This is a genomic window from Pseudacidovorax sp., assembly GCF_017991995.1.
In the GTDB taxonomy this organism is placed as follows: Bacteria; Pseudomonadota; Gammaproteobacteria; order Burkholderiales; family Burkholderiaceae_C; genus Xenophilus.
Genome location: NZ_JAGOPN010000015.1, coordinates 46,711 through 71,159 on the forward strand (window position 1 = coordinate 46,711; position 24,449 = coordinate 71,159).

The 24,449-nt window shown below is 67.5% G+C and carries 15 protein-coding genes; 7 read left to right on the forward strand and 8 right to left on the reverse strand.

Features of this window, described 5'->3' with window-relative positions:
- Positions 1-37: 37 nt before the first annotated feature.
- The 3 genes from KBC94_RS19525 to KBC94_RS19535 all read right to left on the reverse strand — a co-directional run bounded on the left by KBC94_RS19525 (position 38) and on the right by KBC94_RS19535 (position 5,776).
- On the reverse strand, positions 38-2,911 hold the full coding sequence (locus tag KBC94_RS19525; protein WP_294373823.1) for a 2-oxoglutarate dehydrogenase E1 component: 2,874 nt from the start codon (positions 2,909-2,911) through the stop codon (positions 38-40).
- 210 nt (positions 2,912-3,121) lie between these two features.
- Positions 3,122-5,023, reverse strand: coding sequence for a propionate--CoA ligase (locus KBC94_RS19530; RefSeq protein ID WP_294373825.1), 1,902 nt, complete (start codon positions 5,021-5,023; stop codon positions 3,122-3,124).
- Between the two features lie 150 nt (positions 5,024-5,173).
- Positions 5,174-5,776 carry an isochorismatase family protein gene (locus KBC94_RS19535; protein WP_294373829.1) on the reverse strand — a complete coding sequence of 201 codons (603 nt, stop codon included), beginning with the start codon at positions 5,774-5,776 and terminating at the stop codon, positions 5,174-5,176.
- A gap of 263 nt (positions 5,777-6,039) precedes the next feature.
- Between KBC94_RS19535 and KBC94_RS19540 the strand changes: the two genes are divergently transcribed.
- The gene (locus tag KBC94_RS19540) at positions 6,040-6,714 is read left to right on the forward strand and encodes an alpha/beta hydrolase (protein WP_294374158.1); all 675 of its coding nucleotides are present in this window, start codon (positions 6,040-6,042) and stop codon (positions 6,712-6,714) included.
- 64 nt (positions 6,715-6,778) lie between these two features.
- Here the strand turns inward: KBC94_RS19540 and KBC94_RS19545 are convergent, their stop codons facing one another.
- Positions 6,779-7,858: a PQQ-dependent sugar dehydrogenase gene (locus KBC94_RS19545; RefSeq protein ID WP_294373831.1), complete on the reverse strand. Its 1,080-nt coding sequence runs from the start codon at positions 7,856-7,858 to the stop codon at positions 6,779-6,781.
- A gap of 252 nt (positions 7,859-8,110) precedes the next feature.
- Between KBC94_RS19545 and KBC94_RS19550 the strand changes: the two genes are divergently transcribed.
- The gene (locus tag KBC94_RS19550) at positions 8,111-8,653 is read left to right on the forward strand and encodes a C40 family peptidase (protein ID WP_234192093.1); all 543 of its coding nucleotides are present in this window, start codon (positions 8,111-8,113) and stop codon (positions 8,651-8,653) included.
- A gap of 272 nt (positions 8,654-8,925) precedes the next feature.
- On the opposite strand, the gene ilvD is transcribed toward KBC94_RS19550, so the two are convergent.
- The 4 genes from ilvD to aceE form a co-directional block, all read right to left on the reverse strand.
- Positions 8,926-10,785: a dihydroxy-acid dehydratase gene (ilvD, locus tag KBC94_RS19555; protein WP_294373839.1), complete on the reverse strand. Its 1,860-nt coding sequence runs from the start codon at positions 10,783-10,785 to the stop codon at positions 8,926-8,928.
- Between the two features lie 174 nt (positions 10,786-10,959).
- Positions 10,960-12,789: a dihydrolipoyl dehydrogenase gene (lpdA, locus tag KBC94_RS19560; RefSeq protein ID WP_294373841.1), complete on the reverse strand. Its 1,830-nt coding sequence runs from the start codon at positions 12,787-12,789 to the stop codon at positions 10,960-10,962.
- Between the two features lie 12 nt (positions 12,790-12,801).
- Positions 12,802-14,484, reverse strand: coding sequence for a dihydrolipoyllysine-residue acetyltransferase (gene aceF, locus KBC94_RS19565; protein ID WP_294373844.1), 1,683 nt, complete (start codon positions 14,482-14,484; stop codon positions 12,802-12,804).
- A 44-nt stretch (positions 14,485-14,528) separates the two neighbouring features.
- Complete coding sequence (gene aceE, locus KBC94_RS19570) at positions 14,529-17,243, reverse strand: pyruvate dehydrogenase (acetyl-transferring), homodimeric type (RefSeq protein ID WP_294373848.1); 2,715 nt, start codon at positions 17,241-17,243, stop codon at positions 14,529-14,531.
- A gap of 191 nt (positions 17,244-17,434) precedes the next feature.
- On the opposite strand from aceE, the gene KBC94_RS19575 reads away from it, so the two are divergent.
- The 5 genes from KBC94_RS19575 (at position 17,435) to KBC94_RS19595 (ending at position 24,434) form a co-directional block, all read left to right on the forward strand.
- Positions 17,435-20,029: a PAS domain-containing sensor histidine kinase gene (locus tag KBC94_RS19575; protein WP_294373852.1), complete on the forward strand. Its 2,595-nt coding sequence runs from the start codon at positions 17,435-17,437 to the stop codon at positions 20,027-20,029.
- A 17-nt stretch (positions 20,030-20,046) separates the two neighbouring features.
- Positions 20,047-20,670, forward strand: a complete 624-nt coding sequence (locus KBC94_RS19580; protein WP_043115575.1) for a response regulator transcription factor — start codon at positions 20,047-20,049, stop codon at positions 20,668-20,670.
- A gap of 86 nt (positions 20,671-20,756) precedes the next feature.
- Complete coding sequence (gene folD / locus KBC94_RS19585) at positions 20,757-21,611, forward strand: bifunctional methylenetetrahydrofolate dehydrogenase/methenyltetrahydrofolate cyclohydrolase FolD (protein ID WP_294373866.1); 855 nt, start codon at positions 20,757-20,759, stop codon at positions 21,609-21,611.
- Between the two features lie 97 nt (positions 21,612-21,708).
- On the forward strand, positions 21,709-23,784 hold the full coding sequence (locus tag KBC94_RS19590) for a M3 family metallopeptidase (protein WP_294373868.1): 2,076 nt from the start codon (positions 21,709-21,711) through the stop codon (positions 23,782-23,784).
- Positions 23,781-24,434: a glutaredoxin family protein gene (locus KBC94_RS19595; protein ID WP_294373871.1), complete on the forward strand. Its 654-nt coding sequence runs from the start codon at positions 23,781-23,783 to the stop codon at positions 24,432-24,434. Before KBC94_RS19590 ends, KBC94_RS19595 begins: the two co-directional genes overlap by 4 nt.
- Positions 24,435-24,449: the final 15 nt, after the last annotated feature.

Here is a 24,449-nt window from a genome sequence, read left to right on the forward strand (position 1 = left end):
CAGGCCGGCGCAACGCGCCGGCCTCCGTGGCGGGGACTTACTTGGTCAGGACGAAGCCCTTGAGCTTGCCGAACGCGCCGTCGACCAGCGCCTTCTGCTGCTCCTGGTGCAGGTGGGCGTAACCCACGGCCGGCGACGCGGAGGCGGCACGCCCGGAGTAGCCCAGCTTCTGGCCGTCGAGCATGTTCTCGTGGATGTAGTGCTGCACGAAGAACCAGGCACCCTGGTTCTGGGGCTCGTCCTGGCACCACACGATGTCTGCCGCATTGGGGTACTTCTTGACCTCGGCCGCGAAAGCCTTGTGCGGGAAGGGGTAGAGCTGCTCGACGCGGATGATGGCCACGTCGTCGGCGCCCTTCTCCTCGCGCTTCTTGGCCAGGTCGTAGTAGACCTTGCCCGAACAGGCGACGATGCGCTTGACCTTGTCGGCCTTCAGTTCCTTGACGTCCGGGATGACCGTCTGGAAGCCGCCCTTGATGAACTCCGACACCGGCGAGGTCGCGTCCTTGTTACGCAGCAGCGACTTCGGGGTCATGATGACCAGCGGCTTGCGCAGGTTGCGCACCATCTGGCGACGCAGCAGGTGGAAGATCTGACTGGCCGTCGTGGGCTGCACCACCTGGATGTTGGTGTCGGCCGACAACTGCATGAAGCGCTCCAGGCGGGCCGAGCTGTGCTCGGGGCCCTGGCCTTCATAGCCGTGCGGCAGCATCAGGGTCAGGCCGTTCAGGCGGCCCCACTTCACTTCACCCGAGGCGATGAACTGGTCGATCACCACCTGGGCGCCGTTGGCGAAGTCGCCGAACTGGGCTTCCCAGATCACCAGGGTGTTCGGGTCGTTGGACGCATAGCCGTATTCGAAGCCCAGCACCGCCTCTTCGGACAGGATGGAGTCGATGACGACGAACGGGGCCTGGTTCTCGGCCACGTTCTGCAGCGGCACGTAGGTGCCGGTGTCCCACTTCTCACGGTTCTGGTCGTGCAGCACCGAATGGCGGTGGGTGAAGGTGCCGCGGCCGCAGTCCTCGCCCGACAGGCGCACCGGGTAACCGCTGGCCACCAGCGAGGCGAAGGCCATGTGCTCGCCCATGCCCCAGTCGACGTTGACGTCGCCGCGGCCCATGGCGGCGCGGTCGTCCAGCACCTTCTTGACCAGCGGATGCACCGTGAAGCCTTCCGGCACCGTGGTGATCTTCTCGGCCAGTCGCTTCCACTCGGCCAGCGGCAGCGCGGTCTCGGCAGCGTCGGTCCACTTCTTATTGGCGAAGGCGCTCCAGTCGACAGCGTACTTGCGCTTGAAGTCGGTGAGCACCGGGTCGACGGTGTTCTTGCCGGCGTCGAAGGCGGCGCGCTGGGCCTTGACCATGTCGTCACCCAGCGTCTCGCCCAGGCCCTGGGCCGCCAGCTTGTCGGCGTACAGCTTGCGCGTGCCAGGGTGGGCGGCGATCTTCTTGTACATCAGCGGCTGGGTGAGCGAGGGGGTGTCCTGCTCGTTGTGGCCCAGCTTGCGGAAGCAGATGATGTCGACGACCACGTCCTTGTTGAACTCCTGGCGGTATTCCAGGGCCAGTTGCATGCACAGCACCACGGCTTCCGGGTCGTCGCCGTTCACGTGCAGCACGGGCGCCTCGATCATCTTGACGACGTCGGTGCAATACAGCGTGGAGCGGCTGTCGCGCGGATCGGAGGTGGTGAAGCCGATCTGGTTGTTGATGACGATGTGGATCGTGCCGCCGGTGTAGTAGCCGCGGGTTTCGGCCAGGGCCAGCGTCTCCATGATGACGCCCTGGCCGGCAAAGGCCGCGTCACCGTGCACCAGCACGGGCAGCACCGAGGCGCCGCGCTTGTCGCCGCGACGGTCCATGCGGGCACGCACCGAGCCCTCGACCACCGGGTTCACGATCTCCAGGTGCGAGGGGTTGAAGGCCAGGCTCAGGTGCATCGGGCCGCTGGGCGTGGTCACGTCCGAGCTGAAGCCCTGGTGGTACTTGACGTCGCCGCTGGGCAGGTCTTCGGGGGCGGTGTGGTCGAACTCGGCGAACAGGTCCTTGGGCGCCTTGCCCAGGGTGTTGACCAGCACGTTCAGGCGGCCGCGGTGGGCCATGCCGATCACGATTTCCTGCACGCCCTTGGCGCCGGAACCGTTGACCAGCTCGTCCATGGCGACGATGAAGCTTTCGCCGCCTTCGAGCGAGAAGCGCTTCTGGCCGACGTACTTCGTGTGCAGGAAGCGCTCCAGGCCCTCGGCGGCCGTCAGGCGCTCGAGCACGTGCTTCTTCTTCTCGGCGCTCAGCTTGGGGTTGGTGCGTGCGGCTTCGAGCTTCTGCTGCCACCAGCGCTTCTGCGCCTGGTCGGTCATGTACATGTACTCGACGCCGATGGTGCCGCAGTACGTCTCGCGCAGGGCGTTCAGCAGGTCGCGCAGCGACATGGTGTCGCGGCCGAAGAAGGTGTTGCTGGTGTTGAAGACCGTCTCGAGGTCGGCATCGGCGAAGCCGTAGAACGAGGGCTCAAGCTCGGGGATGGCCGGACGCTCGGCGCGCTGCAGCGGATCCAGGTTGGCCCAGCGGGCGCCGACGTTGCGGTAGGCGGCGATCAGCTGCTGGACGGCGGTGCGCTTGCGACCCAGCTCGGAGTCGGCGCCGCTGGCCTCGACCACGCGGGTGCCGCCCTGCTTGGCGCGCTCGGCGAAGGCATTGATGACAGGTTGATGCGGAACATCGCGGGAATCGCTTCCGTCCGACGCCGGCACGTGCTGGAGTGCATCAAAGTACGAGCGCCAGTTGTCGGGCACGCTTCCCGGATTGGCGAGATAGTTCTCGTACATCTCTTCGACATAGGGCGCATTGCCGCCGAAGAGGTAACTGTTGCCTTGGTAGGCGTTGTAGATGGACGCGGGGGAATCGCTCATGTTCCGCTGACCTCCGCTTCCCTTGGGGAAGCATTAGCTGGTTAAGAAAACCTTCCGCGACACGGCTGAACCGGATGGCGGATGCGACTGTGGCTGGGGAAGGGCCTGAGTACACCCGGGATTGTGCCACGCCGCACGCGCGCACTGCCGCGGTGATTCGGAACGCACCATTGTGCGCCGCGAATCTGACAACAGAACACACCACGAAGTTCAGCCGATCAGGCGCTGGATGGCCTGAAGGCTGGTCGGGTCGTCGATGGTGGTCAGATCGCCGGGATCGCGCCGCTCGCACACGGCCTGCAGGGCGCGGCGCAGCAGCTTGCCGCTGCGCGTCTTGGGCAACGCCGCCACCGAGTGCACCCGCGCCGGCCGCGCCAGCGCACCCAGGTTGTCGGCGACGGTCTTCATGACCTCGCCCTCCAGCCTCAGGGCGGCGGCCTCGTCGCCGACGCCCGCGCGCGGCACCACGAACGCCACCGCGACCTGGCCTTTGAGCGCATCGGCCACGCCGACCACCGCCACCTCGGCGACGGCCGGATGGGCGGAAATGGCCTCTTCGATCTCGCGCGTGCCCAGCCGATGGCCGGCCACGTTGATCACATCGTCCGTGCGGCCCAGGATGTAGAAGTAGCCATCGGCATCGCGGATGCCCCAGTCGAAGGTCGAATAGACCTCGATACCCGGGATGCTTCGCCAGTAGGTGTTGATGAATCGCTCGTCGTCGCGCCACACGGTCTGCATGAAGCCGGGCGGCGTGGGCGACTCGATCACGACCACGCCCTTCTCGCCCGGCGTCGTGAGGTCCTCGCCGGTGGTTTCGTGGACCAGCTTGACCTTGAAGCCATACATGGGCACGCCCGGACTGCCGAACTTGGTGGGCTGCTTCTCCACGCCGTGCGCCACCGTCAGGATGGGCCAGCCCGACTCGGTCTGCCAGTAGTTGTCGATGATCGGCACGCCCAGGCCGTCGCTGATCCAGCGGGCGGTCGGCTCGTCCAGCGGCTCGCCCGCCAGGAACAGCGCCCGCAGACTGGAAACGTCGTGCTTGCGCAGCAACGCAGGATCCTGCTTCTTGAGCACCCGCACGGCCGTCGGCGCGGAGAACATCACGTTGACCTTGTACTTCTCGACCAGTCGCCACCAGATGGCCCCGTCGGGCCGACCGTCCAGCCCCTGCGTGGGCAGCCCCTCGTACACGATGGTCGCCATGCCCGCAATCAGCGGCCCGTACACGATGTAGCAGTGGCCAACCACCCAGCCAATGTCGCTGGTACAGAAATAGGTCTCGCCCGGGCTGGCCTGGAAGATGTGTCGCATGCTGGCGGCCAGCGCCACGGCGTAGCCGCCCACGTCGCGCTGCACGCCCTTGGGCCGGCCCGTGGTGCCGCTGGTGTAGAGCGTGTAGCTCACGTCCGCCGCGTCCATCCATTCGCAGGGCACCTCGGCCTGAGCATGGGCCGGCGCCAGTTCATCCATCCGGTGGTCGCGGCCCGGGACCAGGTCCATGGGCGCCAGGGCACGGTCGGCCAACAGCACGGACGACGGCTTGTGCGTGGCGAGCCGGATCGCCTCGTCCAGCAGCGGCTTGTATGCCACCACCTTGCCGCCGCGCGAGCCGGCGTCGGCACTGATGATCACCTTCGGCTGCGCATCGTCGATGCGCGACGCGAGCGAAGCGCTGGCGAAGCCGCCAAAGACCACGCTGTGGATGGCACCCAGCCGGGCGCAGGCCAGCATGGCGAACACGGCGGGAGCGACCATGGGCATGTAGATCAGCACCCGGTCGCCGCGCCCCACCCCGAGGCTGCGCAGCATCGAGGCCATCTGCTGCACCTCGCGGTGCAGTTCGCCGTAGGTGTAGGTGCGCTCGGTGCCGGTCTCGGTGGAGACGGCGATCACCGCCGGCGCATTTTGCCGCTGCGGCAGGTGGCGGTCGATGGCGTTGTGGCAGAGGTTGGTGGTGCCGCCACCGAACCAGTTGGTGAACGGCAGCCGGCTGCGATCGAGGATGGTGGTGGGCGGCTGGCGCCAGTCGATCAGCCGGGCCTGCTCGGCCCAGAAGGCCTCGGGCGCGTCGATGGAACGACGGTAGAACTCCTGATAGCTGCTCATGGCCTGCTTGTCTCCTTGTCGTGGGCGTCGAAGGTGCGCCTTGTGGACGGCACCAACCCGAAAGGGCAGCACCGCATTCGCGATTATTGGAGACGGCCTTGCGACAGGCTGACAGGGTGCACCCTCGTGCGCTCCCGCCACCGCGCCGGATCAGCGGATCAGGGTCTGCAGTTCCTTGAAGGCCGGATGCTCGGCGCTGCGCAGCCACTCGAAGCCGACCATTTCCGTCGTCACCAGCTCCGCGCCGGCGCCAGCGAGACGGTCGAAGGCCGCATCGCGGTTGCGTTCGGTGCGCGAGCCGCAGGCATCGGTCACCACCCAGACCTCGAACTCGTCCTCCAGCAGTTCCAGCGCCGTCTGCAGCACGCAGACATGGGCTTCGCAGCCGGCGATGACGATGCTGGCGCGCTCGGGTGCCGCGGCCTGCGGCTTCTGCAGGTGGCGCGGCAGGCTGCGCGCATTGCCTTGCACAGGCCGGGCCGGCGGACGCAGCCATTCACCCAGGCCCTCGGCCACGGCACTGAACTGCATCTTGGCCATCACCCGGCGGCAATGGTCGCGCAACTCGGCCGGCATCTGACCCAGGCGGGAGGGGTTCTGCTCGGTGCCGAACACCGGCACATCGGCCAGGCCGGCCATCTGCGCGAGCCGCTGCGCATTCGCCAGGATCGCCTCACCCTCATGGATGGCGGGCATCAGCCGGGGCTGGTAGTCGATGAGCAGGAGTTGGGATTGGTCGGCGTCGAGGAGCATGGGGCGCGAAAGAGAAGAAGCAGGACGGAAAAACACGAGATGGCCACAATGGGCCGCATGCTGGCGATTGTCCCTCCCCCTGCTCCATCTGTTGCGCCCCGCCCGCCTCTGCGGCACGCCAGGGCGGCGAAATCCGCGACGGAGGGGGCGGCGCCATGAAGGCGCCGGTCCGGCGCCGAAGCGCCCTCGCCTGGGCGACCGCAGCCCTCGCCGCGACGGGGCTGCCCGGCTGCAGTTGGTTGCCACGGACGCCCGTCGTGCCGATGCCCACGGTGCGCGACGCCGGTGCCTGCAGTCCCGCCGATACGTTGATCGTGCTGCTGCCCGGCCGCGGCATGGCGCTGGACGAGCTGTCGAGCGAAGGCTTCATCGAGACCTTCCACACGGCCGGCCTTCGGGCCGATCTCGTCCGGGCGGACGCCCACATGGGCTACTACAAGGACCGCAGCGTGGTCGACCGGCTGCATGCCGACGTGATCGCGCCAGCGCGGGCGCAGGGCTACCGCCACATCTGGCTGGCCGGCATCTCGCTGGGCGGCCTGGGCGCGTTGCTCTATGCCGACGAGCATCCTGCGGAGGTCGACGGGCTTCTACTCATCGCCCCCTACCTGGGCGAGCCGCAGACCGCCGCCGCGGTGGCTGCCCAGGGCGGCCCGGGACGCTGGCGTCCACCGGCCGAGACGGCCGATGCCATCGGCGTGCGGGCCTGGACCTGCCTGCAGCGTTATGTCGGGCCCGGCGCGGTCCGCATGCCGCTCTACCTGGCCTTCGGCGTCGACGACCGCCTGGCGCCCACGCACCAGGTGCTGGCCCCAGCCTTGCCGCCGCAGCGCGTGCTGACAGCGCCGGGCGGGCACGACTGGCCAGCCTGGCGCCCGCTCTGGCAGCGGCTGCTGGCCCAGGCTCCGTTGCCGCGCTGCAGCGCGACGGGCCCCTGAGAAGGCCGCACTCGCCCGCCATCTCCCGGCGGGGCCACGACGATGGCCCGGCGTCGTTTGGTGCTCACGGCTGCAGCCTGATCAGCTTGCCGTCGTCATCGTCCGTCAACACGTAGATGAGCCCGTCCGGCCCCTGCCGCACGTCGCGGATGCGTTCGCGCGCGGACGCCAGCAGCTTCTGCTCGCCGACCACCTTGCCGTCCCGGATGTCGATGCGGTCCAGGTGGCCGAACTTGAGCGAACCGACCAGGAGGCTGCCCTTCCACGCCGGCCCGTAGCGGTCACTGGTCAGGAAGGCCATGCCAGAAGGCGCGATGGATGGCGTCCATTGGTGCAGGGGCTGCTCCATCCCTTCCTTGGCCTTGATGCCCTCGCCGATGGGTGCGCCGCCGTAGTTGACGCCGTGCGTGATGACCGGCCAACCGTAGTTGCGGCCAGGGTGCGCGATGTTGATCTCGTCGCCGCCCTGCGCGCCGTGCTCGTGGGTCCAGAGGCGCCCATCGGGCCCGATGGTGGCGCCCTGCATGTTGCGGTGTCCGTAGCTCCAGATCTCGGGCAGAGCACCGGGGCGGCCGACAAACGGGTTGTCGGCGGGTGCGCGGCCCTCGGCATCGACGCGGATGACCTTGCCGAGGTGGTTGTCCAGCCGCTGGGCGTCCGCGCTGCGCGAAAAGCGATCGCCCGTCGTCAGGAAAAGCTTGCCATCCGCCGCCTGGGCGATGCGGCAGCCAAAGTGCGCCCGGCTCGCCACTTTGGGCCGTTGGCTGAAGAGCACGCGGACCTGCTCAAGCCGCCGCGCGTCGGCCGACAGCACGGCACGTGCAAGCGCCGTGCTGTTGGTTCCCCCGGGGCCGGGCTCCGCGAAGCAGAAGTACAGCGTGCGGTTGGCGGCGAATCCGGCATCCAGTGCCACGTCCAGGAGGCCGCCCTGCCCTTCGGCGGCAACGGGCGGCAGGCCCTCGACGGGTGAGGCCATGTGGCCGTCGGACCCGACCACCCGAAGGCGGCCCGGGCGCTCCGTGACAAGAAAACGCCCATCCGGCAGGAAGGCCAGCGCCCAGGGGTGCTCGAGGCCCGAGACGATGGTCTGCGGGCGCGGCGGCAGTTCCTGAGCGCTGCTCGCTCCAGCGCTCAGGGCCGCCATCGCAGCGGCCAACAAACGGGCAGACAAGTTCATCGCAACTCCTTCACCAGATCGTGTTTTCCGACAACTATTTCACGCTGACAGGAGGAGCGGGCGGGAGGTTCAATCTACCTGGGGCAATGAAGAGCGCCGCTGTTACAACCGAATTTTTCAGCAATCGCTGAAAGCGCTTCCAAATCAATGACTTAAGCCTGACTTCCAATTCGCGAAATTGGTTGACACGCCCAGGTGTCGTCCATATCCTACGGGCCCATGCGAATTTTCGTCCTGCCCGCTCTGGCCCTGCTCCTTGCCACCGCAGCACACGCTGCCCCAGCAACCGACCGGACGACGGAAATGGACAAGCTCCTTGCCGACAAAGGTCTTCTCGGCCGCGTCGAGCACGCACGTCAGGCCGTGGCCGACAAGACCTCCGACCTGGTGGTCAGCGCGATGAGCTTCCTGGGCGTGCCCTACCGTCGCGGCGGCAACAACGCCGAGACCGGTTTCGATTGCAGCGGTTTTGTCCGCGCGATGTACAACCAGACCATCGGCATGGTCCTCCCCCGCCGCGCCGAAGAGCAGGCGGCCGCCACCGAAAAGATCGACCGCAGCGAGCTCAAGCCCGGCGATCTGGTCTTCTTCAACACCATGCGCCGCGCCTTCAGTCATGTAGGCATCTACGTGGGCGATGGCAAATTCATCCACTCCCCCCGCTCCGGCTCGGAAGTGCGTGTGGAAGACATGAACCAGAGCTACTGGACGAGCCGCTTCAACGGCGCCCGCCGGGTGCTGTCCGAATCGGCTGGCGAATAAGCCGCACGGCGCTTTCCTTTCCAACACAAAGCCCGCTCTCGCAGCGGGCTTTTTCATTTATGGCGCCGGCGGATCGTGGCGCGGCGTTGCCGCCGCGCCGGATCGCCAGCCTCAAAAGGTGTGAATGAATCCGGCGTGGCCAAGCGGGCTGCCAAAACGCGGCCAATCAAGGCGCAAGGCGCAGCCATAGCTCGGGCCATGGCGAGCATTTGCAACGCGGAGTGGGCGTGTTTTCGCAGAACGAGCGGCATGTCGGGTTCGCTCACACCTTCTCAGTCTTCCAGCTTCGACAGGTCGCGCACGGCGCCCTTGTCTGCCGATGTGGCCAGCAGCGCGTAGGCCTTCAGCGCCGCGGACACCTTGCGCGGGCGGGGCTGTGCAGGCTTCCAGCCCTTGGCATCCTGCTCGGCGCGGCGCTTCGCCAACTCCTCGTCGCTCAACAGCACGTCGATCGTACGGTTGGGAATGTCGATGCGGATGCGGTCGCCCGTGCGGACCAGGCCGATGGCGCCACCGGCTGCGGCCTCCGGCGAGCAATGGCCGATGGACAAGCCCGAGGTACCGCCCGAGAAGCGGCCGTCCGTCAGCAACGCACAGGCCTTGCCCAGGCCCTTGGACTTGATGTAGCTCGTGGGATAGAGCATCTCCTGCATGCCGGGCCCACCCTTGGGGCCTTCGTAACGCACCACCACCACATCGCCGGCCTTCACCTGGTCGTTCAGGATGTGCTCGACGGCCTCGTCCTGGCTCTCGACGACGTGCGCCGGGCCTTCGAAGACCAGCAGGCTGTCGTCGACGCCGGCCGTCTTCACCACGCAGCCGTCCTTGGCGATGTTGCCGGTCAGCACCGCCAGGCCACCTTCCTTGGAGAAGGCATGGTCGATGCTGCGGATGCAGCCTTCGGCCCGGTCCATGTCCAGGCTGGGCCAGCGTGTGTCCTGGCTGAAGGCGACCTGGGTCGGAATGCCGGCCGGGCCGGCCATGTAGAAGCGCTTCACCGCATCGTCGCTGGTGCGCAGGATGTCCCACTGTTCCAGCGCGTCGCCCAGCGTGGGCGCATGGATCGTCGGCACGTCCAGGTGCAGGCGGCCGGCGCGTGCCAGTTCGCCCAGGATGGCCATGATGCCGCCGGCGCGGTGCACGTCCTCGATGTGGTACTTGTTGGTGTTGGGCGCGACCTTGCACAGCTGCGGCACCTCGCGCGACAGCCGGTCGATGTCGGCCATGTCGAAGTCGATGCCGGCCTCCTGGGCCGCAGCCAGGATGTGCAGGATGGTGTTGGTCGAGCCGCCCATGGCGATGTCCAACGTCATCGCGTTCTCGAAGGCCTTCTTGCCGATGGCACGCGGCAGCACGCTGGCATCGTCCTGCTCGTAGTGGCGCTTGGCCAGTTCCACGATCAGGTGGCCGGCCTTCTTGAACAGGCCCTCGCGGTCTGCATGGGTGGCCACCACCGTGCCATTGCCCGGCAGCGACAGGCCCAGGGCCTCGGTCAGGCAGTTCATCGAGTTGGCGGTGAACATGCCCGAGCAGCTGCCGCAGGTCGGGCAGGCCGAGCGCTCGACCTCGGCCAGGTCGGCATCGCTCACCTTGCTGTCGGCCGCCATCACCATGGCGTCGATCAGGTCCATCTTGCGGATCTCGATCTTGGCCGTGCCCGGTACTGCCAGGCGAACCTTGCCGGCCTCCATCGGGCCGCCGGAGACGAAGACCACCGGAATGTTCAGCCGCATGGCCGCCATGAGCATGCCGGGCGTGATCTTGTCGCAGTTGGAGATGCACACCAGTGCATCGGCACAGTGGGCGTTGACCATGTACTCCACCGAGTCGGCGATGACGTCGCGGCTGGGCAGCGAATACAGCATCCCGTCGTGGCCCATGGCGATGCCGTCGTCGACGGCAATGGTGTTGAATTCCTTGGCGACGCCGCCGGCGGCCTCGACCTCGCGGGCAACGAGCTGGCCCAGGTCCTTCAGGTGCACATGACCGGGAACGAACTGGGTGAAGCTGTTGGCGATGGCGATGATCGGCTTGGAGAAATCGTCATCCTTCATGCCGGTGGCGCGCCACAGGGAACGGGCGCCCGCCATGTTGCGGCCGGCGGTGGAGGTCTTGGAACGGTAGGTGGGCATGGGTCGCTCTGTGCGCTCTCGTGAGGCAGGAATCGTCGGGGCCGGCATTGTCTCAGGCCCCACGCCACGACAGCGGGCAGCGCGCCCATGGCAAAGCGGCCCGGCAGGACGACCCGAAGGTCGCCCGGCCGGGCCGCTGAACGCAGCCTCAAGGCTGCGCCTAGGTGCTGCCGATCAGCGCTTCTGCGGTGGCAGGTCCGTGCAGGTGCCGTGCGCCACTTCCGCCGCCATGCCGATGCTCTCGCCCAGCGTAGGGTGCGGATGGATGGTCTTGCCGATGTCGATCTCGTCGGCGCCCATCTCGATGGCCAGGGCCACCTCGCCGATCATGTCGCCGGCATGGGTGCCGACGATGCCGCCGCCCACGATGCGGTGCGTCTCGGCGTCGAACAGCAGCTTGGTGAAGCCTTCGTCGCGGCCGTTGGCGATGGCACGGCCGGATGCTGTCCACGGGAACAGGCCCTTCTTGACCTTGACGCCCTGCGCCTTGGCCTGGTCCTCGGTCAAGCCCACCCACGCCACCTCGGGGTCGGTGTAGGCCACGCTCGGGATCACCCGTGCATTGAAGGCGGCGCTCGCCAGTTCCTTGTCGCCCTTCTGCTCGCCAGCGATCACCTCGGCCGCCACATGCGCCTCGTGCACCGCCTTGTGGGCCAGCATGGGCTGGCCGACGATGTCGCCGATGGCGAAGATGTTCGGCACATTGGTGCGCATCTGGATGTCGACCGGAATGAAGCCACGGTCGGTCACCGACACGCCGGCCTTCTCAGCGCCGATCTTCTTGCCGTTGGGCGTGCGGCCGACGGCCTGCAGCACCAGGTCGTAGACCTGCGGCTCCTTGGGTGCGCCCTCGCCTTCGAACATGACCTTGATGCCGTCCTTGGTCGCCTCGGCGCCCACGGTCTTGGTCTTGAGCATGATGTTGTCGAAGCGCGGCGCGTTCATCTTCTGCCACACCTTGACCAGGTCGCGGTCGGCGCCCTGCATCAGGCCGTCCATCATCTCGACCACGTCCAGGCGCGCGCCGAGCGACGAGTACACCGTGCCCATTTCCAGGCCGATGATGCCGCCGCCCAGGATCAGCATGCGCTTGGGCTCGGTCGCCAGGGACAGTGCGCCGGTGGAGTCCACGACGCGCGGGTCGTCCTTGGGCATGAAAGGCAGGTGCACCGCCTGCGAGCCGGCCGCGATGATGCAGTGGCGGAAGCGGATCACCTGCTTCTTGCCGGTGGTGGCCCGACCCTCGCCGGTGCTCTCGTCCACTTCGAGGTGGTAGGCATCCAGGAAGCTGCCGACGCCGCGCACGGTAGTCACCTTGCGCATCTTGGCCATGGCCGTGAGGCCGCCGGTGAGCTTGCCCACCACCTTGTTCTTGTGGGCGAGCAGCTTGGCGCGGTCCACCTTGGGCGCGCCGAACTCCACGCCGAGGTCGGCGAAATGCTTGACCTCGTCCATCACGGCCGCCACATGAAGCAGCGCCTTGGAGGGGATGCAGCCCACGTTGAGACAGACGCCGCCCAGGGTGGCGTAACGCTCGACCAGCACCGTCTTCATGCCGAGGTCGGCACTGCGGAAGGCAGCGGAATAGCCACCGGGGCCAGCGCCGAGCACGAGGGTGTCGCACTCGATGTCGACATGGCCGCTGTAGCTGCCAGCGGGCGCCGGTGCCACGGCCGGCGCTGCCGGTGCGGGCGCGGGCGCCGCCTTGGGCGCAGCCGCAGCAGGCGCCGGCGAGGCAGCCGGTGCGGGCGCCGAAGCAGCCGCCTCGGCCGCGTCGATGGTCAGCACCACCGAGCCTTCACTCACCTTGTCGCCCACCTTCACCGCCACCGACTTGACCACGCCCGCGTGGCTGGAGGGAATCTCCATCGACGCCTTGTCGGACTCGACGGTGATCAGCGACTGCTCGACCTTGATCGTGTCGCCCGGCTTGACCAGCACCTCGATCACGGCGACTTCGCTGAAGTCGCCGATGTCCGGAACCTTGACCTGTTGTTCGCTCATGCCGTGGTCTCCTTACAGCACGATGCGGCGGTAGTCCGCCAGCAGCTGGCCCAGGTAGGCATTGAAGCGCGCAGCCAGGGCGCCGTCGATGACGCGGTGGTCGTACGACAGCGACAGCGGCAGCGTCAGGCGCGGCACGAACTGCTTGCCGTCCCACACCGGCTTCATCTGACCCTTGGACAGGCCCAGGATGGCCACCTCAGGTGCATTGATGATCGGCGTGAAATGCGTGCCGCCGATGCCGCCCAGCGAGCTGATCGAGAAGCAGCCGCCCTGCATGTCGGCCGCACCCAGCTTGCCGTCGCGGGCCTTCTTGGCCAGCTCGCCCATCTCCTGGCTGATCTGCAGGATGCCCTTCTTGTCGGCGTCCTTGAGCACCGGCACCACCAGGCCGTTGGGCGTGTCCGCCGCGAAGCCGATGTTGAAGTACTGCTTGTAGACCAGGGTGTCGCCATCCAGGCTGGTGTTGAACTCGGGGAACTTCTTCAGGGCCGCGACCACGGCCTTGATGACGAAGGCCAGCATGGTGACCTTCACGCCCGACTTCTCGTTCTCCTTGTTGGTGGAGACGCGGAAGGCTTCCAGCTCGGTGATGTCCGCTTCGTCGTTGTTGGTGACGTGCGGGATCATGACCCAGTTGCGGTGCAGGTTGGCGCCGCTGATCTTCTTGATGCGCGACAGGTCCTTGCGCTCGACGGCGCCGAACTTCGCGAAGTCGACCTTGGGCCAGGGCAGCAGGCCCAGGGCTGCGCCATCGGCGCTGCCGCCACCGCCGGCCGGGGCCTTGGCCACCTGCGCCTTCGTCTGCGTGGCGCCGCTCATCACAGCCTTGGTGAAGCCCTGCACGTCCTCCTGGGTGATGCGGCCCTTGGGCCCGCTGCCCTTGACCTCTTCCAGCGGCACGCCCAGCTCGCGGGCGAACTTGCGCACCGAGGGCGAGGCATGCGGCAGGCCGGTGGCCGGCGTCTTGGTCGGGTCGTGCGCAGGCACGCTGGCAGCCGCCGGTGCGGGCGCCGCGGCCGCCTGGGCAGGCGCGGGGGCCGGGCTCGCCGCCGGGGCCGGTGCCGGTGCAGGTGCAGCCGGGCCGGCAGCGGGCGCGGCGCCGGCGGCGCCTTCCAGCATGCCGATCAGGTCACCGATGTTGACCGTGTCGCCCACCTTGACCTTGAGTTCCTTGATCGTGCCGGCGGCCGGCGACGGAATCTCCATCGAGGCCTTGTCCGACTCGACCGTGATCAGCGACTGCTCGGCCTTGACCACGTCGCCGGGCTTGACCAGCACCTCGATCACCGCGACGTCCTTGAAGTCGCCGATGTCGGGCACCTTGATCTCGACCGGGCCCGAGGCCGCAGCCGGCGCCGCGGCGGCTGGTGCCGGCGCGGGCGCGGCCTGCGGCGCCGGGGCGGGCGCGGCGGCCTCGGCCGGCGCTGCAGCCGGTGCGGCCGGCGCGCCAGCGCCCTCGCCTTCCAGGATCAGGACGATCGAGCCTTCCTTGACCTTGTCGCCGACCTTGACCTTGACTTCCTTGACCACGCCGGCGGCCGACGACGGAATCTCCATCGAGGCCTTGTCCGATTCGACCGTGATCAGCGACTGCTCGGCCTTGACCGTGTCACCGGGCTTGACCAGCACTTCGATCACCGCGACTTCGTCGAAGTCGCCGATGTCGGGCACTTTCACTTCCACTGCTGCCATGTTCGTGTCTCCCGCCTTCGAGGCGTTTCAGTTCCGTGGGTGGATTACGCGTAGAGCGGGTTGATCTTGTCGGCGTTGATGCCGTACTTCTTGATGGCCTCGGCCACCTTGGCCGTCGGCACGGCGCCGTCCTCGGCCAGGGCCTTGAGCGTGGCGACCACGATGTAGTGGCGGTTCACCTCGAAATGCTCGCGCAGCTTGCTGCGGAAGTCCGAGCGGCCGAAGCCGTCGGTGCCCAGCACCTTGTAGTTGCGGCCCTTCGGGATGAAGGGACGGATCTGCTCGGCATAGGCCTTCATGTAGTCGGTGGACGCGACCACCGGGCCCGTGGTCTTGCCCAGTTGCTCCGCGACGAAGGGCACGCGGGCCGTCTCGGTCGGGTGCAGCAGGTTCCAGCGGTCGGCGTCCTGGCCGTCGCGGGTCAGCTCGTTGAAGCTCGGGCAGCTCCAGACCGATGCGGCGACGCCCCAGTCCTTCTCCAGCAGTTCCTGGGCGAAGAAGGATTCGCGCAGGATGGTTCCGCTGCCCAGCAGCTGCGCCGTCGGCGCCTTGCTGTCCAGGGCCGGCGCCTGGCGGACCATGTACATGCCCTTGATGATCTGTTCTTCGGTGCCGGGCTGCAGGCCGGGCATCGCGTAGTTCTCGTTGAGCAGCGTCAGGTAGTAGTAGACGTTGTCCTGCTTCTCCACCATGCGCTTGAGACCGTGATGCAGGATCACCGCCACTTCATGCGCGAAGGTCGGGTCGTAGCTGACGCAGTTGGGGATGGTGTTGGCCAGGATGTGGCTGTGGCCGTCCTCGTGCTGCAGGCCTTCGCCGTTCAGCGTGGTGCGGCCCGAGGTGCCGCCCAGCAGGAAGCCGCGGGCCTGCATGTCGCCGGCCGCCCAGGCCAGATCGCCGATGCGCTGGAAGCCGAACATCGAGTAGTACACGTAGAACGGCACCATGATGCGGTTGTTCGTGCTGTACGAGGTGGCGGCGGCGATCCAGCTGGACATGCCACCGGCCTCGTTGATGCCTTCCTGCAGGATCTGGCCGGCCTTGTCTTCCTTGTAGTACATGACCTGGTCCTTGTCGACCGGGGTGTACTGCTGGCCATGCGGGTTGTAGATGCCGACCTGGCGGAACAGGCCTTCCATGCCGAAGGTGCGGGCCTCGTCGACCAGGATGGGCACCACACGCGGGCCCAGGGCCTTGTCGCGCAGCAGCTGCGTCAGGAAGCGCACGTAGGCCTGGGTGGTCGAGATCTCGCGGCCTTCGGCCGTGGGCTCGAGCACGGCCTTGAAGGTGTCGAGCGAAGGCACGGTGAAGCTCTCGTCGGCCTTGGTGCGGCGGTGCGGCAGGTAGCCGCCCAGTGCCTTGCGGCGCTCGTGCAGGTACTTCATTTCCGGCGTGTCGTCGGCCGGCTTGTAGAAGGGCAGGTCCGCGATCTGGCTGTCGGGGATCGGGATGTTGAAGCGGTCGCGGAAGGCCTTGATGTCCTCGTCGCCCAGCTTCTTGGTCTGGTGGACCGTGTTCTTGCCCTCGCCAATCTTGCCCATGCCGAAGCCCTTGACCGTCTTGACCAGCAGCACGGTGGGCTGGCCGGTGTGGTTTTGCGCGGCGTGGAAGGCGGCGTAGACCTTCTGCGAATCATGGCCGCCGCGCTGCAGGTTCCAGATCTCGTCGTCGGTCATGTGCTCGACCATCTTGGCCGTGCGCGGATCGCGGCCGAAGAAGTGCTTGCGGACGTAGGCGCCGTCGTTGGCCTTCATGGCCTGGTAGTCGCCGTCGTTGCACTCCATCATGATCTTGCGCAGGGCGCCGTCATGGTCCTTGGCCAGCAGGGCGTCCCAGCCCTTGCCCCAGATGAGCTTGATGACGTTCCAGTTGGCGCCGCGGAATTCGCCTTCGAGCTCCTGGATGATCTTGCCGTTGCCCCGCACCGGGCCGTCCAGGCGCTGCAGGTTGCAGTTGATGACGAAGATCAGGTTGTCGAGGTTCTCGCGCGCGGCCAGACCGATGGCGCCCAGCGATTCGACCTCGTCCATTTCACCGTCGCCGCAGAAGACCCAGACCTTGCGGTTGGCGGTGTCGGCGATGCCGCGGGCATGCAGGTACTTGAGGAAGCGCGCCTGGTAGATGGCCATCAGCGGGCCCAGGCCCATGGACACCGTCGGGAACTGCCAGAACTCCGGCATCAGCTTGGGGTGCGGGTAGCTCGACAGGCCCTTGCCGTCGACTTCCTGGCGGAAATTCAGCAGTTGCTCTTCGGTGAGGCGGCCTTCGAGGTAGGCGCGCGCATAGATGCCGGGCGAGACGTGGCCCTGGATGTAGAGCAGGTCGCCGCCGTGCCCTTCGGTTTCGGCGTGCCAGAAGTGATTGAAACCGGCGCCGAACATGCTGGCCAGCGAGGCGAAGGAGCCGATGTGGCCGCCAAGGTCGCCGCCTTCAGGGGGATGGTGACGGTTGGCCTTGACCACCATGGCCATCGCGTTCCAGCGCATGTAGGCGCGCAGACGCTGCTCGATCTCGAGGTTGCCGGGGCTGCGGGCTTCCTCGCTGGGCTCGATGGTGTTCACATAGCCGGTATTGGCCGAGAAAGGCATGTCCACCGTGTTCTGGCGCGCATGCTCCAGCAGCTCTTCAAGCAGGGCATGCGCCCGATCGGCGCCTTCGTTCTGGATGACGGCCGACAGCGCGTCCTTCCATTCCTGCATCTCTTGCACGTCAGCTTCGTTTGCTGCGGCGCCAGTGGGTTTCTCGGGGTTGGCCGACATCCGGGTCTCCTTGAATCGGTGTGTACGTGGCGTACGTTAATTGAGAGAGGAAGAAAGGCCGCATCGCGCGGGCGGCGCAGTGTCTCATAAAAAAAAGGCGATTCCAAATGGTGCCATGGCGTTTCTTAATACGAAATTCATGCTGCTTTGCAGCAGAAATTGCGGGGCAGGCGCTCTTCTAAACTCGCGTGATGCGTTCCCCCCCCGAGCCCACCGCCGGCCATCCTCTCCCACTCGTGTCGTGGTGGCAACGCTGGTGGAAACGCCAGACCCCGCCGCTGCAGGACAGTGTGGCGATGCTGGTGCCGATGGCGGCGGTGCTGCTCTTCCTGGCCGCCATCGTGGCGGCCTTCTGGTATCTGCGTGCCGAGGAACTGGAGCGCGAACGCGAATCCGTGCGCCGCGATGTCGAATATGCGCAGCAGCGGCTGCGCCTGCGCCTCCTGGAGCGGCAGGAGCAGCTGATGCGCCTGGCGCGCGACGCCAGCAACCATGAAGTCGACGCCATCGAATTCACCAGCCGCGCCGAGTCGCTGGTCAGCCAGTTCCCGGAGCTGCAGTCGGTCAGCTGGATCGACGACCGGCGGGTCTGGCGCGCAACCTATGCCTCGCCCAGCGTGCCGCCCGCGCAGCAGCACATGGCCGGCGACCTGCTGCGGCCAGGCGACATCGAGACCCACTACGCGCTCGCGCGCGAGCTGGCCCAGCCGGTCTACTCGCAGCCCAACGCCACAGGCGACCGCACTGCGCCGCTGCAGCTTCACATTCCCCTGTTCGACCAGGGCCTGTTCGCGGGCACGGTGCTGGGCGAGTTCTCGGTCGACGGGCTGCTGCGCTATGGCATCCCGCCCGAGGTCTCGGCCAAGTACGCCGTCTCGCTGCTGGACAGCACCGGCAAGCTGCTGGCCGGCACGACGACCAACAGCCGCAGCCCGGCCGAATCGCGGCCGCTGCCCTGGGCGGAGCCCACCAATGAATACGAGGTGCCCGTCTCTCCGGTCGGCAACAGCCTCGTGCTGCGTGCGCAGGCCTGGCGAACCTCGCTCGGCCTGATCGGCAACGGGCTGTTCTGGCTCGTGGCGGCCCTGTCGGTGCTCACCAGCGGCCTCTTGATCGGCACCTGGCGCCACACCCGCCGGCGCCTGGCCGCTCAGCAGGCGCTACAGGCCGAGACCAACTTCCGCCGCGCCATGGAAAACTCCATGCTGACCGGCATGCGCGTACTCGACCTGGACGGCAGCATCAGCTACGTCAACGCCGCCTTCTGCACCATGACCGGCTGGAGCGAGGAAGAGCTCGTCGGTCGCAAGCCGCCCTTCCCCTACTGGCTGGAGACCGACACCGAACTCATGAATGAGCGCCTGGAGGAGGAGATCCACGGCCGGGCGTTGCCGGGCGGCTTCCAGGTGCGGGTGCGGCGCAAGAACGGCACGATCTTCCCGGCCCGGCTGTACGTGTCCCCACTGGTCGACGCCCACGGCCACCAGACCGGCTGGATGACGTCGATGACCGACATCACCGAGCCGACCCGTATCCGCGAGCAGCTGTCGGCCTCCCACGAGCGTTTCACCACCGTGCTGGAGGCGCTGGACGCCTCGGTGTCGGTGGCGCCGCTCGGCAGCGAGGAACTGCTTTTCGCCAACAAGATGTACCGGGCGTGGTTCGGCTCGGACACGGTGGGCCACCTGGGCATGGTGGCGCAGGCCGGGGCCGCGCCCTCGCCCAGCAACGAGAACGATCTTGACGATGTCGACCCGCTGGCCGGTCTGCCCACCGACACGCTCACCGCGGCCCAGCCCGCCAACAACGAGATCTTCGTGCCGCACCTCAACAAGTGGCTGGAGGTGCGTTCGCGCTACCTGACCTGGGTCGACGGCCGCCTGGCGCAACTGGTGATCGCCACCGACATCACGGCCCGCCGCGATGCCGAGGAGCAGGCCGCCCAGCAGGCCGACCGCGCCCAATCCGCCAGCCGCCTCATCACGATGGGCGAGATGGCCTCCAGCGTGGCGCACGAACTCAACCAGCCGCTCACGGCCATCAGCAACTACTGCAACGGCATGATGTCGCGCATCCGTGGCCAGCAGATCGACACCGAGGCCCTGCTCGGGGCGCTGGAGAAGACGGCCAAGCAGGCCCAGCGGGCGGGGCAGATCATCCAGCGCATCCGCACTTTCGTGAAGCGCAGCGAGCCCAACCGAACGCCGTCCGAGGTCGCCACCATGGTGGGCGAGGCGGTGGAACTGGCCGGCATCGAACTCAAGCGGCGCAACGTGCGGCTCAACCACTATGTGGCGGCACGGTTGCCGACGGTGCATGTCGACCCCATCCTCATCGAGCAGGTGCTGGTCAACCTGATGAAGAACGCCGCCGAGTCCATCGACATGGCCCAGCGCCCGCCGGCGCGCCGTACGGTGGAGTTGCGTGTGGTGCCGCGCAAGGTCGAGGGCCACCAGGCCATCGAGTTCGCCGTTCAGGACACCGGCAAGGGCCTGGCGCCCGAGGTGATGGAGCGGCTGTTCGAGGCCTTCTTCTCCACCAAGGCCGAAGGCATGGGCATCGGCCTCAATCTCTGCCGCAGCATCGTCGAGTCGCACAGGGGCAGGATGCAGGCGGAGAACCTCTACAATGGATCGGAGGTCGTCGGCTGCCGTTTCTCCTTCTGGATTCCAGTGGACGGCGCTCCGGATTCCGTAGCGACCGACGACCGTTCCCCCGACTGGACCGCCACCGGCCAACCGCCCGCCGCGGCAGGCAAGGCCGGCGCAGGCTCCTCGATTTCCTGAGAGGCAAAGGTAAGCGCATGAGTTTGATCCCCAAGAAGGGCACGGTCTATGTGGTGGACGACGACGAGGCCGTCCGCGACTCGCTCCAGTGGCTGCTCGAAGGCAAGGACTACCGGGTCCGCTGCTTCGAATCCGCCGAGTCCTTCCTGGCCCGCTACGACCCGCGCGAAGTGGCCTGCCTGATCGTCGACATCCGCATGGCCGGCATGTCGGGGCTTGAGTTGCAGGACAAGCTCATCGAGCGCAAATCGCCGCTGCCCATCGTGGTCATCACCGGGCACGGCGACGTGCCGATGGCGGTCGATTCGATGAAGAAGGGGGCGATGGACTTCATCCAGAAGCCCTTCAACGAAGAAGCCCTGGTGTCGCTGGTCGAGCGCATGCTCGAACACGCCCGCACCGCCTTCGCGCAGTACCAGCAATCGGCCAGCCGCGACGCCCTGCTGTCCAAGCTCACTGGCCGCGAATCGCAGGTGCTCGAGCGCATCGTCGCCGGCCGCCTCAACAAGCAGATCGCCGACGACCTGGGCATCAGCATCAAGACGGTGGAGGCGCACCGCGCCAACATCATGGAAAAGCTCAACGCCAACACGGTGGCCGATCTGCTGAAGATCGCCCTGGGCCAGACCGCCAAGGCCTGACGCCGCCGCTACGCCCCGCCGCTCCCTCACCACGCCCGTTCGGCCTTGGCCGCGGGCGTTTTTCATTCCACTTTCCAGCAAATCCCATGACCGCACAACTCATCGACGGCAATGCCGTGGCCCGCACGATCCGCGCCGAAGTGGCCGAGCGCACTGCCGCCCTCAAGGCCCGCGGCATCACGCCGGGCCTGGCGGTGATCCTGGTCGGCGAAGACCCGGCCAGCCAGGTCTACGTCGGCAAGAAGGTCGACGCCTGCCAGCAGGCCGGCATGCACTCGGTGCTGGAGCGCTACGAGGCCACGATGACCGAGGCGGACCTGCTGGAGCGGGTGCGCGCCCTCAATGCCGATCCGGCGATCCACGGCATCCTGGTGCAACTGCCGCTGCCGAAGCACATCGATGCCGACAAGGTCATCGAGACCATCGCGGCCGAGAAGGACGTGGACGGCTTCCACGTGGCCAGCGCCGGCGCGCTGATGACCGGCCTGCCGGGCTTCTGGTCCTGCACACCCTACGGCTGCATCAAGCTGCTGGAGAGCACCGGCGTGCCCATCAAAGGCAAGCATGCGGTGGTCATCGGCCGCAGCAACAACGTGGGCAAGCCGATGGCGCTGATGCTGCTGGCCAAGAACGCCACCGTCACCATCTGCCATAGCGCCACCGCCGACCTGGCCCACCATGTGCGCCAGGCCGACATCGTGGTGGCCGCCGTGGGCCGCCGCAACACGGTGACGGCCGACATGGTCAAGCCTGGCGCCATCGTCATCGACGTGGGGATGAACCGCAACGAGCAGGGCAAGCTCTGCGGCGACGTGGACTTTGCGGCCGTCAAGGAGGTGGCCGGCTGGATCACGCCGGTTCCCGGCGGTGTCGGCCCCATGACGGTGACCATGCTGCTGGTCAACACGCTCGAATCCGCCGAGCGCGTCGCCGCAGCCTGAGCCACCGCGGATGCCGGGGCCGCAATAGCCGGCCTGCATCGCGGCCATGGCGATGTCCGCCGCTTGAAGCGCCGGGCTTTGCCTCAAAATCGGCAGCATGACCTCCAATCCGCTGCTCGACTTCTCCGATCTGCCCCTGTTCGACCGCATCCAGCCCGAACATGTGGCCCCCGCCATCGACGCGCTGCTGCAGCAGGCCGAAGCGGCACTGGAGGAGGTCACGGCCCCCGCCTTCCCCGCCGAATGGGGCGCCATCGCCCGGGTCCTGGACGTGGCCACCGAGCGCCTGGGCCGGGCCTGGGGCGCCGTAGGGCATCTCAACGCCGTGGCCGATACGCCTGCGCTGCGGGCGGCCTACAACGAGGCCATGCCGCGCGTCACCGCCTTCTGGACGCGCCTGGGCGCGGACGAGCGCCTCTACGCCAAGTACAAGGCCATCGACGTCGCCACACTCAACGCCGAGCAGCGCAAGGCCCACGCCAACGCGATGCGCAACTTCGTGCTGGGCGGCGCCGAGTTGCAGGGCGCGGCACGCGAGCGCTATGCAGAGATCCAGGAACGCCAGGCCGAGCTCAGCCAGAAGTTCAGCGAGCACGCGCTGGACGCCACCGACGCTTTCGCCTTCTATGCCGAGCTGTCTGACCTGGACGGTGTACCAGCAGACGTGGTGGCGGCCGCGCGCGCTGCGGCAGAGGCTGACGGCAAGGCCGGCTACAAGCTCACGCTCAAGATGCCCTGCTACCTGCCGGTGATGCAGTTCGCCCGCAGCAGTGCGCTGCGCGAACACCTCTACCGCGCCTATGTCACCCGCGCCAGCGAGTTCGGTGATCCGGCCTTCGACAACACCCCGCTCATCCTCGAGATCCTGAAGCTGCGCCAGGAAGAGGCGCAACTGCTGGGCTACCGCAACTTCGGCCAACTGTCGGTGGTGCCCAAGATGGCGGAATCGCCCGAGCAGGTGATCGGCTTCCTGCGCGACCTGGCGGCCAAGGCCAAACCCTACGGCCAGCGCGACGTGGTGCAGCTGCGCGACTTCGCCAGCCGCGAACTGGGTATCGCCGATCCGCAGCCCTGGGACTGGAGCTACATCGGCGAGAAGCTGAAGGAAGCCCGCTACGCCTTCAGCGAGCAGGAGGTCAAGCCCTACTTCCCGGCGCCCAAGGTGCTCGACGGCCTCTTCAAGATCGTGCAGAACCTGTTCGAGGTGCAGATCCGCCGCGACGAGGCACCGGTGTGGCATCCGAGCGTGGTCTTCTACCGTATCGAGCGTCAGACGCCCCAGGGCGCGCAGAAGGTGGGCCAGTTCTACCTGGACCCCTCGGCCCGCGCGGCGAAGCGTGGCGGCGCCTGGATGGATGACGTGCGCGCACGCTGGCTGCGCCCCGACGACCAGCGGCTGCAGACGCCCGTTGCGCACCTCGTGTGCAATTTCGCCGAGGGCGTGGACGGCAAGCCGCCGCTGCTCACGCACGACGACGTGATCACCCTCTTCCACGAGTTCGGCCACGGCCTGCACCACATGCTGACGCAGGTGAACGAGCACGACGTCTCGGGCATCAGCGGCGTGGAGTGGGACGCCGTGGAGTTGCCCAGCCAGTTCATGGAGAACTTCTGCTGGGAATGGGACGTGCTGCAGAACATGACGGCCCATGTCGATACCGGTGCGCCGCTGCCGCGCGCGCTCTACGACAAGATGATCGCCGCCAAGAACTTCCAGAGCGGCATGCAGACGCTGCGCCAGATCGAGTTCGCGCTGTTCGACATGCTGCTGCACACCCAGCTCGACGCCAGCCAAGCCAAGCCCGGCGCCGTGATGGCGCTGTTGAACGAAGTGCGCGCCGAGGTGGCCGTGCTGCCCTCGCCCGAATTCAGCCGCACGCCCATGACGTTCACCCACATCTTCTCGGGCGGCTATGCGGCCGGGTACTACAGCTACAAGTGGGCCGAGGTTCTGTCGGCCGACGCCTATGCGGCCTTCGAGGAGACGGTCGATGCCCAGGGCCTGCCCAGCGTGGAGACCGGCCGCCGCTACCGCAAAGCGATCCTGGAAGCGGGCGGCAGCCGCAGCGCGATGGAATCGTTCAAAGCCTTCCGTGGCCGCGAGCCGAGCATCGACGCCCTGCTGCGCCACCAGGGCATGAGCGAGCCGCTCGCAGAAGAAGCGTTGGCGTGAGCGCCGCGCTTACCGCCCCCGCCCTGCGCCGCCGGACTGCGTGGCTGCTCGCTGTGGGCCTGGCCGCCGCCGGGCTGTGGGGCGCGGCGTGCGCCCAGCCCCTGTACCGCTCCATCGACGCGCAGGGCCGGGTCACTTTCTCGGACCGTGCGCCCTCCACGGCCGCCCGGCCGGTCGAAGCGCCCAGCGGCAACGACATCGACACGGGCGCCGCAGCCCTGCCCTTCGAGCTGCGGCAGCTTGTGCAACGCTACCCGGTCACGCTCTATACCCAGCGGGACTGCGCCCCCTGCGATGAAGGGCGCTCCATGCTCCGCAGCCGCGGCATCCCCTTCCAGGAGCGCACGGTCAATACCAATCTGGAGATCGAGGCGCTGCAGCGCCTCAGCGGCCAGACCGGCCTGCCGCTGCTGGCCATCGGCAGCCAGCAGCTGCGCGGCTATGCCGATGCCCAGTGGTCGCAGTATCTCGATGCGGCCGGCTATCCGGGCCGCAACAGTCTGCCGCCGGGGTACACCCCGCCCCAGGCCCGTCCGCTCATTGCACCCGTAGCCACACCCGCTGTGCCGGCGGCCCCCGAAGCGCCAGCGCCCATCATCCCGCCACCAATCGGGCCGACGCCTGCCAATCCGGCAGGCATCCGCTTTTAAGCACCGAGGCGGGAG

Excerpts from the sequence above, each read along its gene's own strand:
- KBC94_RS19525 (WP_294373823.1), bottom strand. The coding sequence starts at position 2,911 with ATGAGCGATTCCCCCGCGTCCATCTACAACGCCTACCAAGGCAACAGT.
- KBC94_RS19590 (WP_294373868.1), top strand. The coding sequence starts at position 21,709 with ATGACCTCCAATCCGCTGCTCGACTTCTCCGATCTGCCCCTGTTCGAC.
- folD (WP_294373866.1), top strand. The coding sequence starts at position 20,757 with ATGACCGCACAACTCATCGACGGCAATGCCGTGGCCCGCACGATCCGC.
- KBC94_RS19550 (WP_234192093.1), top strand. The coding sequence starts at position 8,111 with ATGCGAATTTTCGTCCTGCCCGCTCTGGCCCTGCTCCTTGCCACCGCA.
- KBC94_RS19530 (WP_294373825.1), bottom strand. The coding sequence starts at position 5,023 with ATGAGCAGCTATCAGGAGTTCTACCGTCGTTCCATCGACGCGCCCGAG.
- KBC94_RS19540 (WP_294374158.1), top strand. The coding sequence starts at position 6,040 with ATGCCCACGGTGCGCGACGCCGGTGCCTGCAGTCCCGCCGATACGTTG.
- KBC94_RS19575 (WP_294373852.1), top strand. The coding sequence starts at position 17,435 with ATGCGTTCCCCCCCCGAGCCCACCGCCGGCCATCCTCTCCCACTCGTG.
- KBC94_RS19545 (WP_294373831.1), bottom strand. The coding sequence starts at position 7,858 with ATGGCGGCCCTGAGCGCTGGAGCGAGCAGCGCTCAGGAACTGCCGCCG.
- KBC94_RS19580 (WP_043115575.1), top strand. The coding sequence starts at position 20,047 with ATGAGTTTGATCCCCAAGAAGGGCACGGTCTATGTGGTGGACGACGAC.
- ilvD (WP_294373839.1), bottom strand. The coding sequence starts at position 10,785 with ATGCCCACCTACCGTTCCAAGACCTCCACCGCCGGCCGCAACATGGCG.
- KBC94_RS19535 (WP_294373829.1), bottom strand. The coding sequence starts at position 5,776 with ATGCTCCTCGACGCCGACCAATCCCAACTCCTGCTCATCGACTACCAG.
- aceE (WP_294373848.1), bottom strand. The coding sequence starts at position 17,243 with ATGTCGGCCAACCCCGAGAAACCCACTGGCGCCGCAGCAAACGAAGCT.
- aceF (WP_294373844.1), bottom strand. The coding sequence starts at position 14,484 with ATGGCAGCAGTGGAAGTGAAAGTGCCCGACATCGGCGACTTCGACGAA.
- lpdA (WP_294373841.1), bottom strand. The coding sequence starts at position 12,789 with ATGAGCGAACAACAGGTCAAGGTTCCGGACATCGGCGACTTCAGCGAA.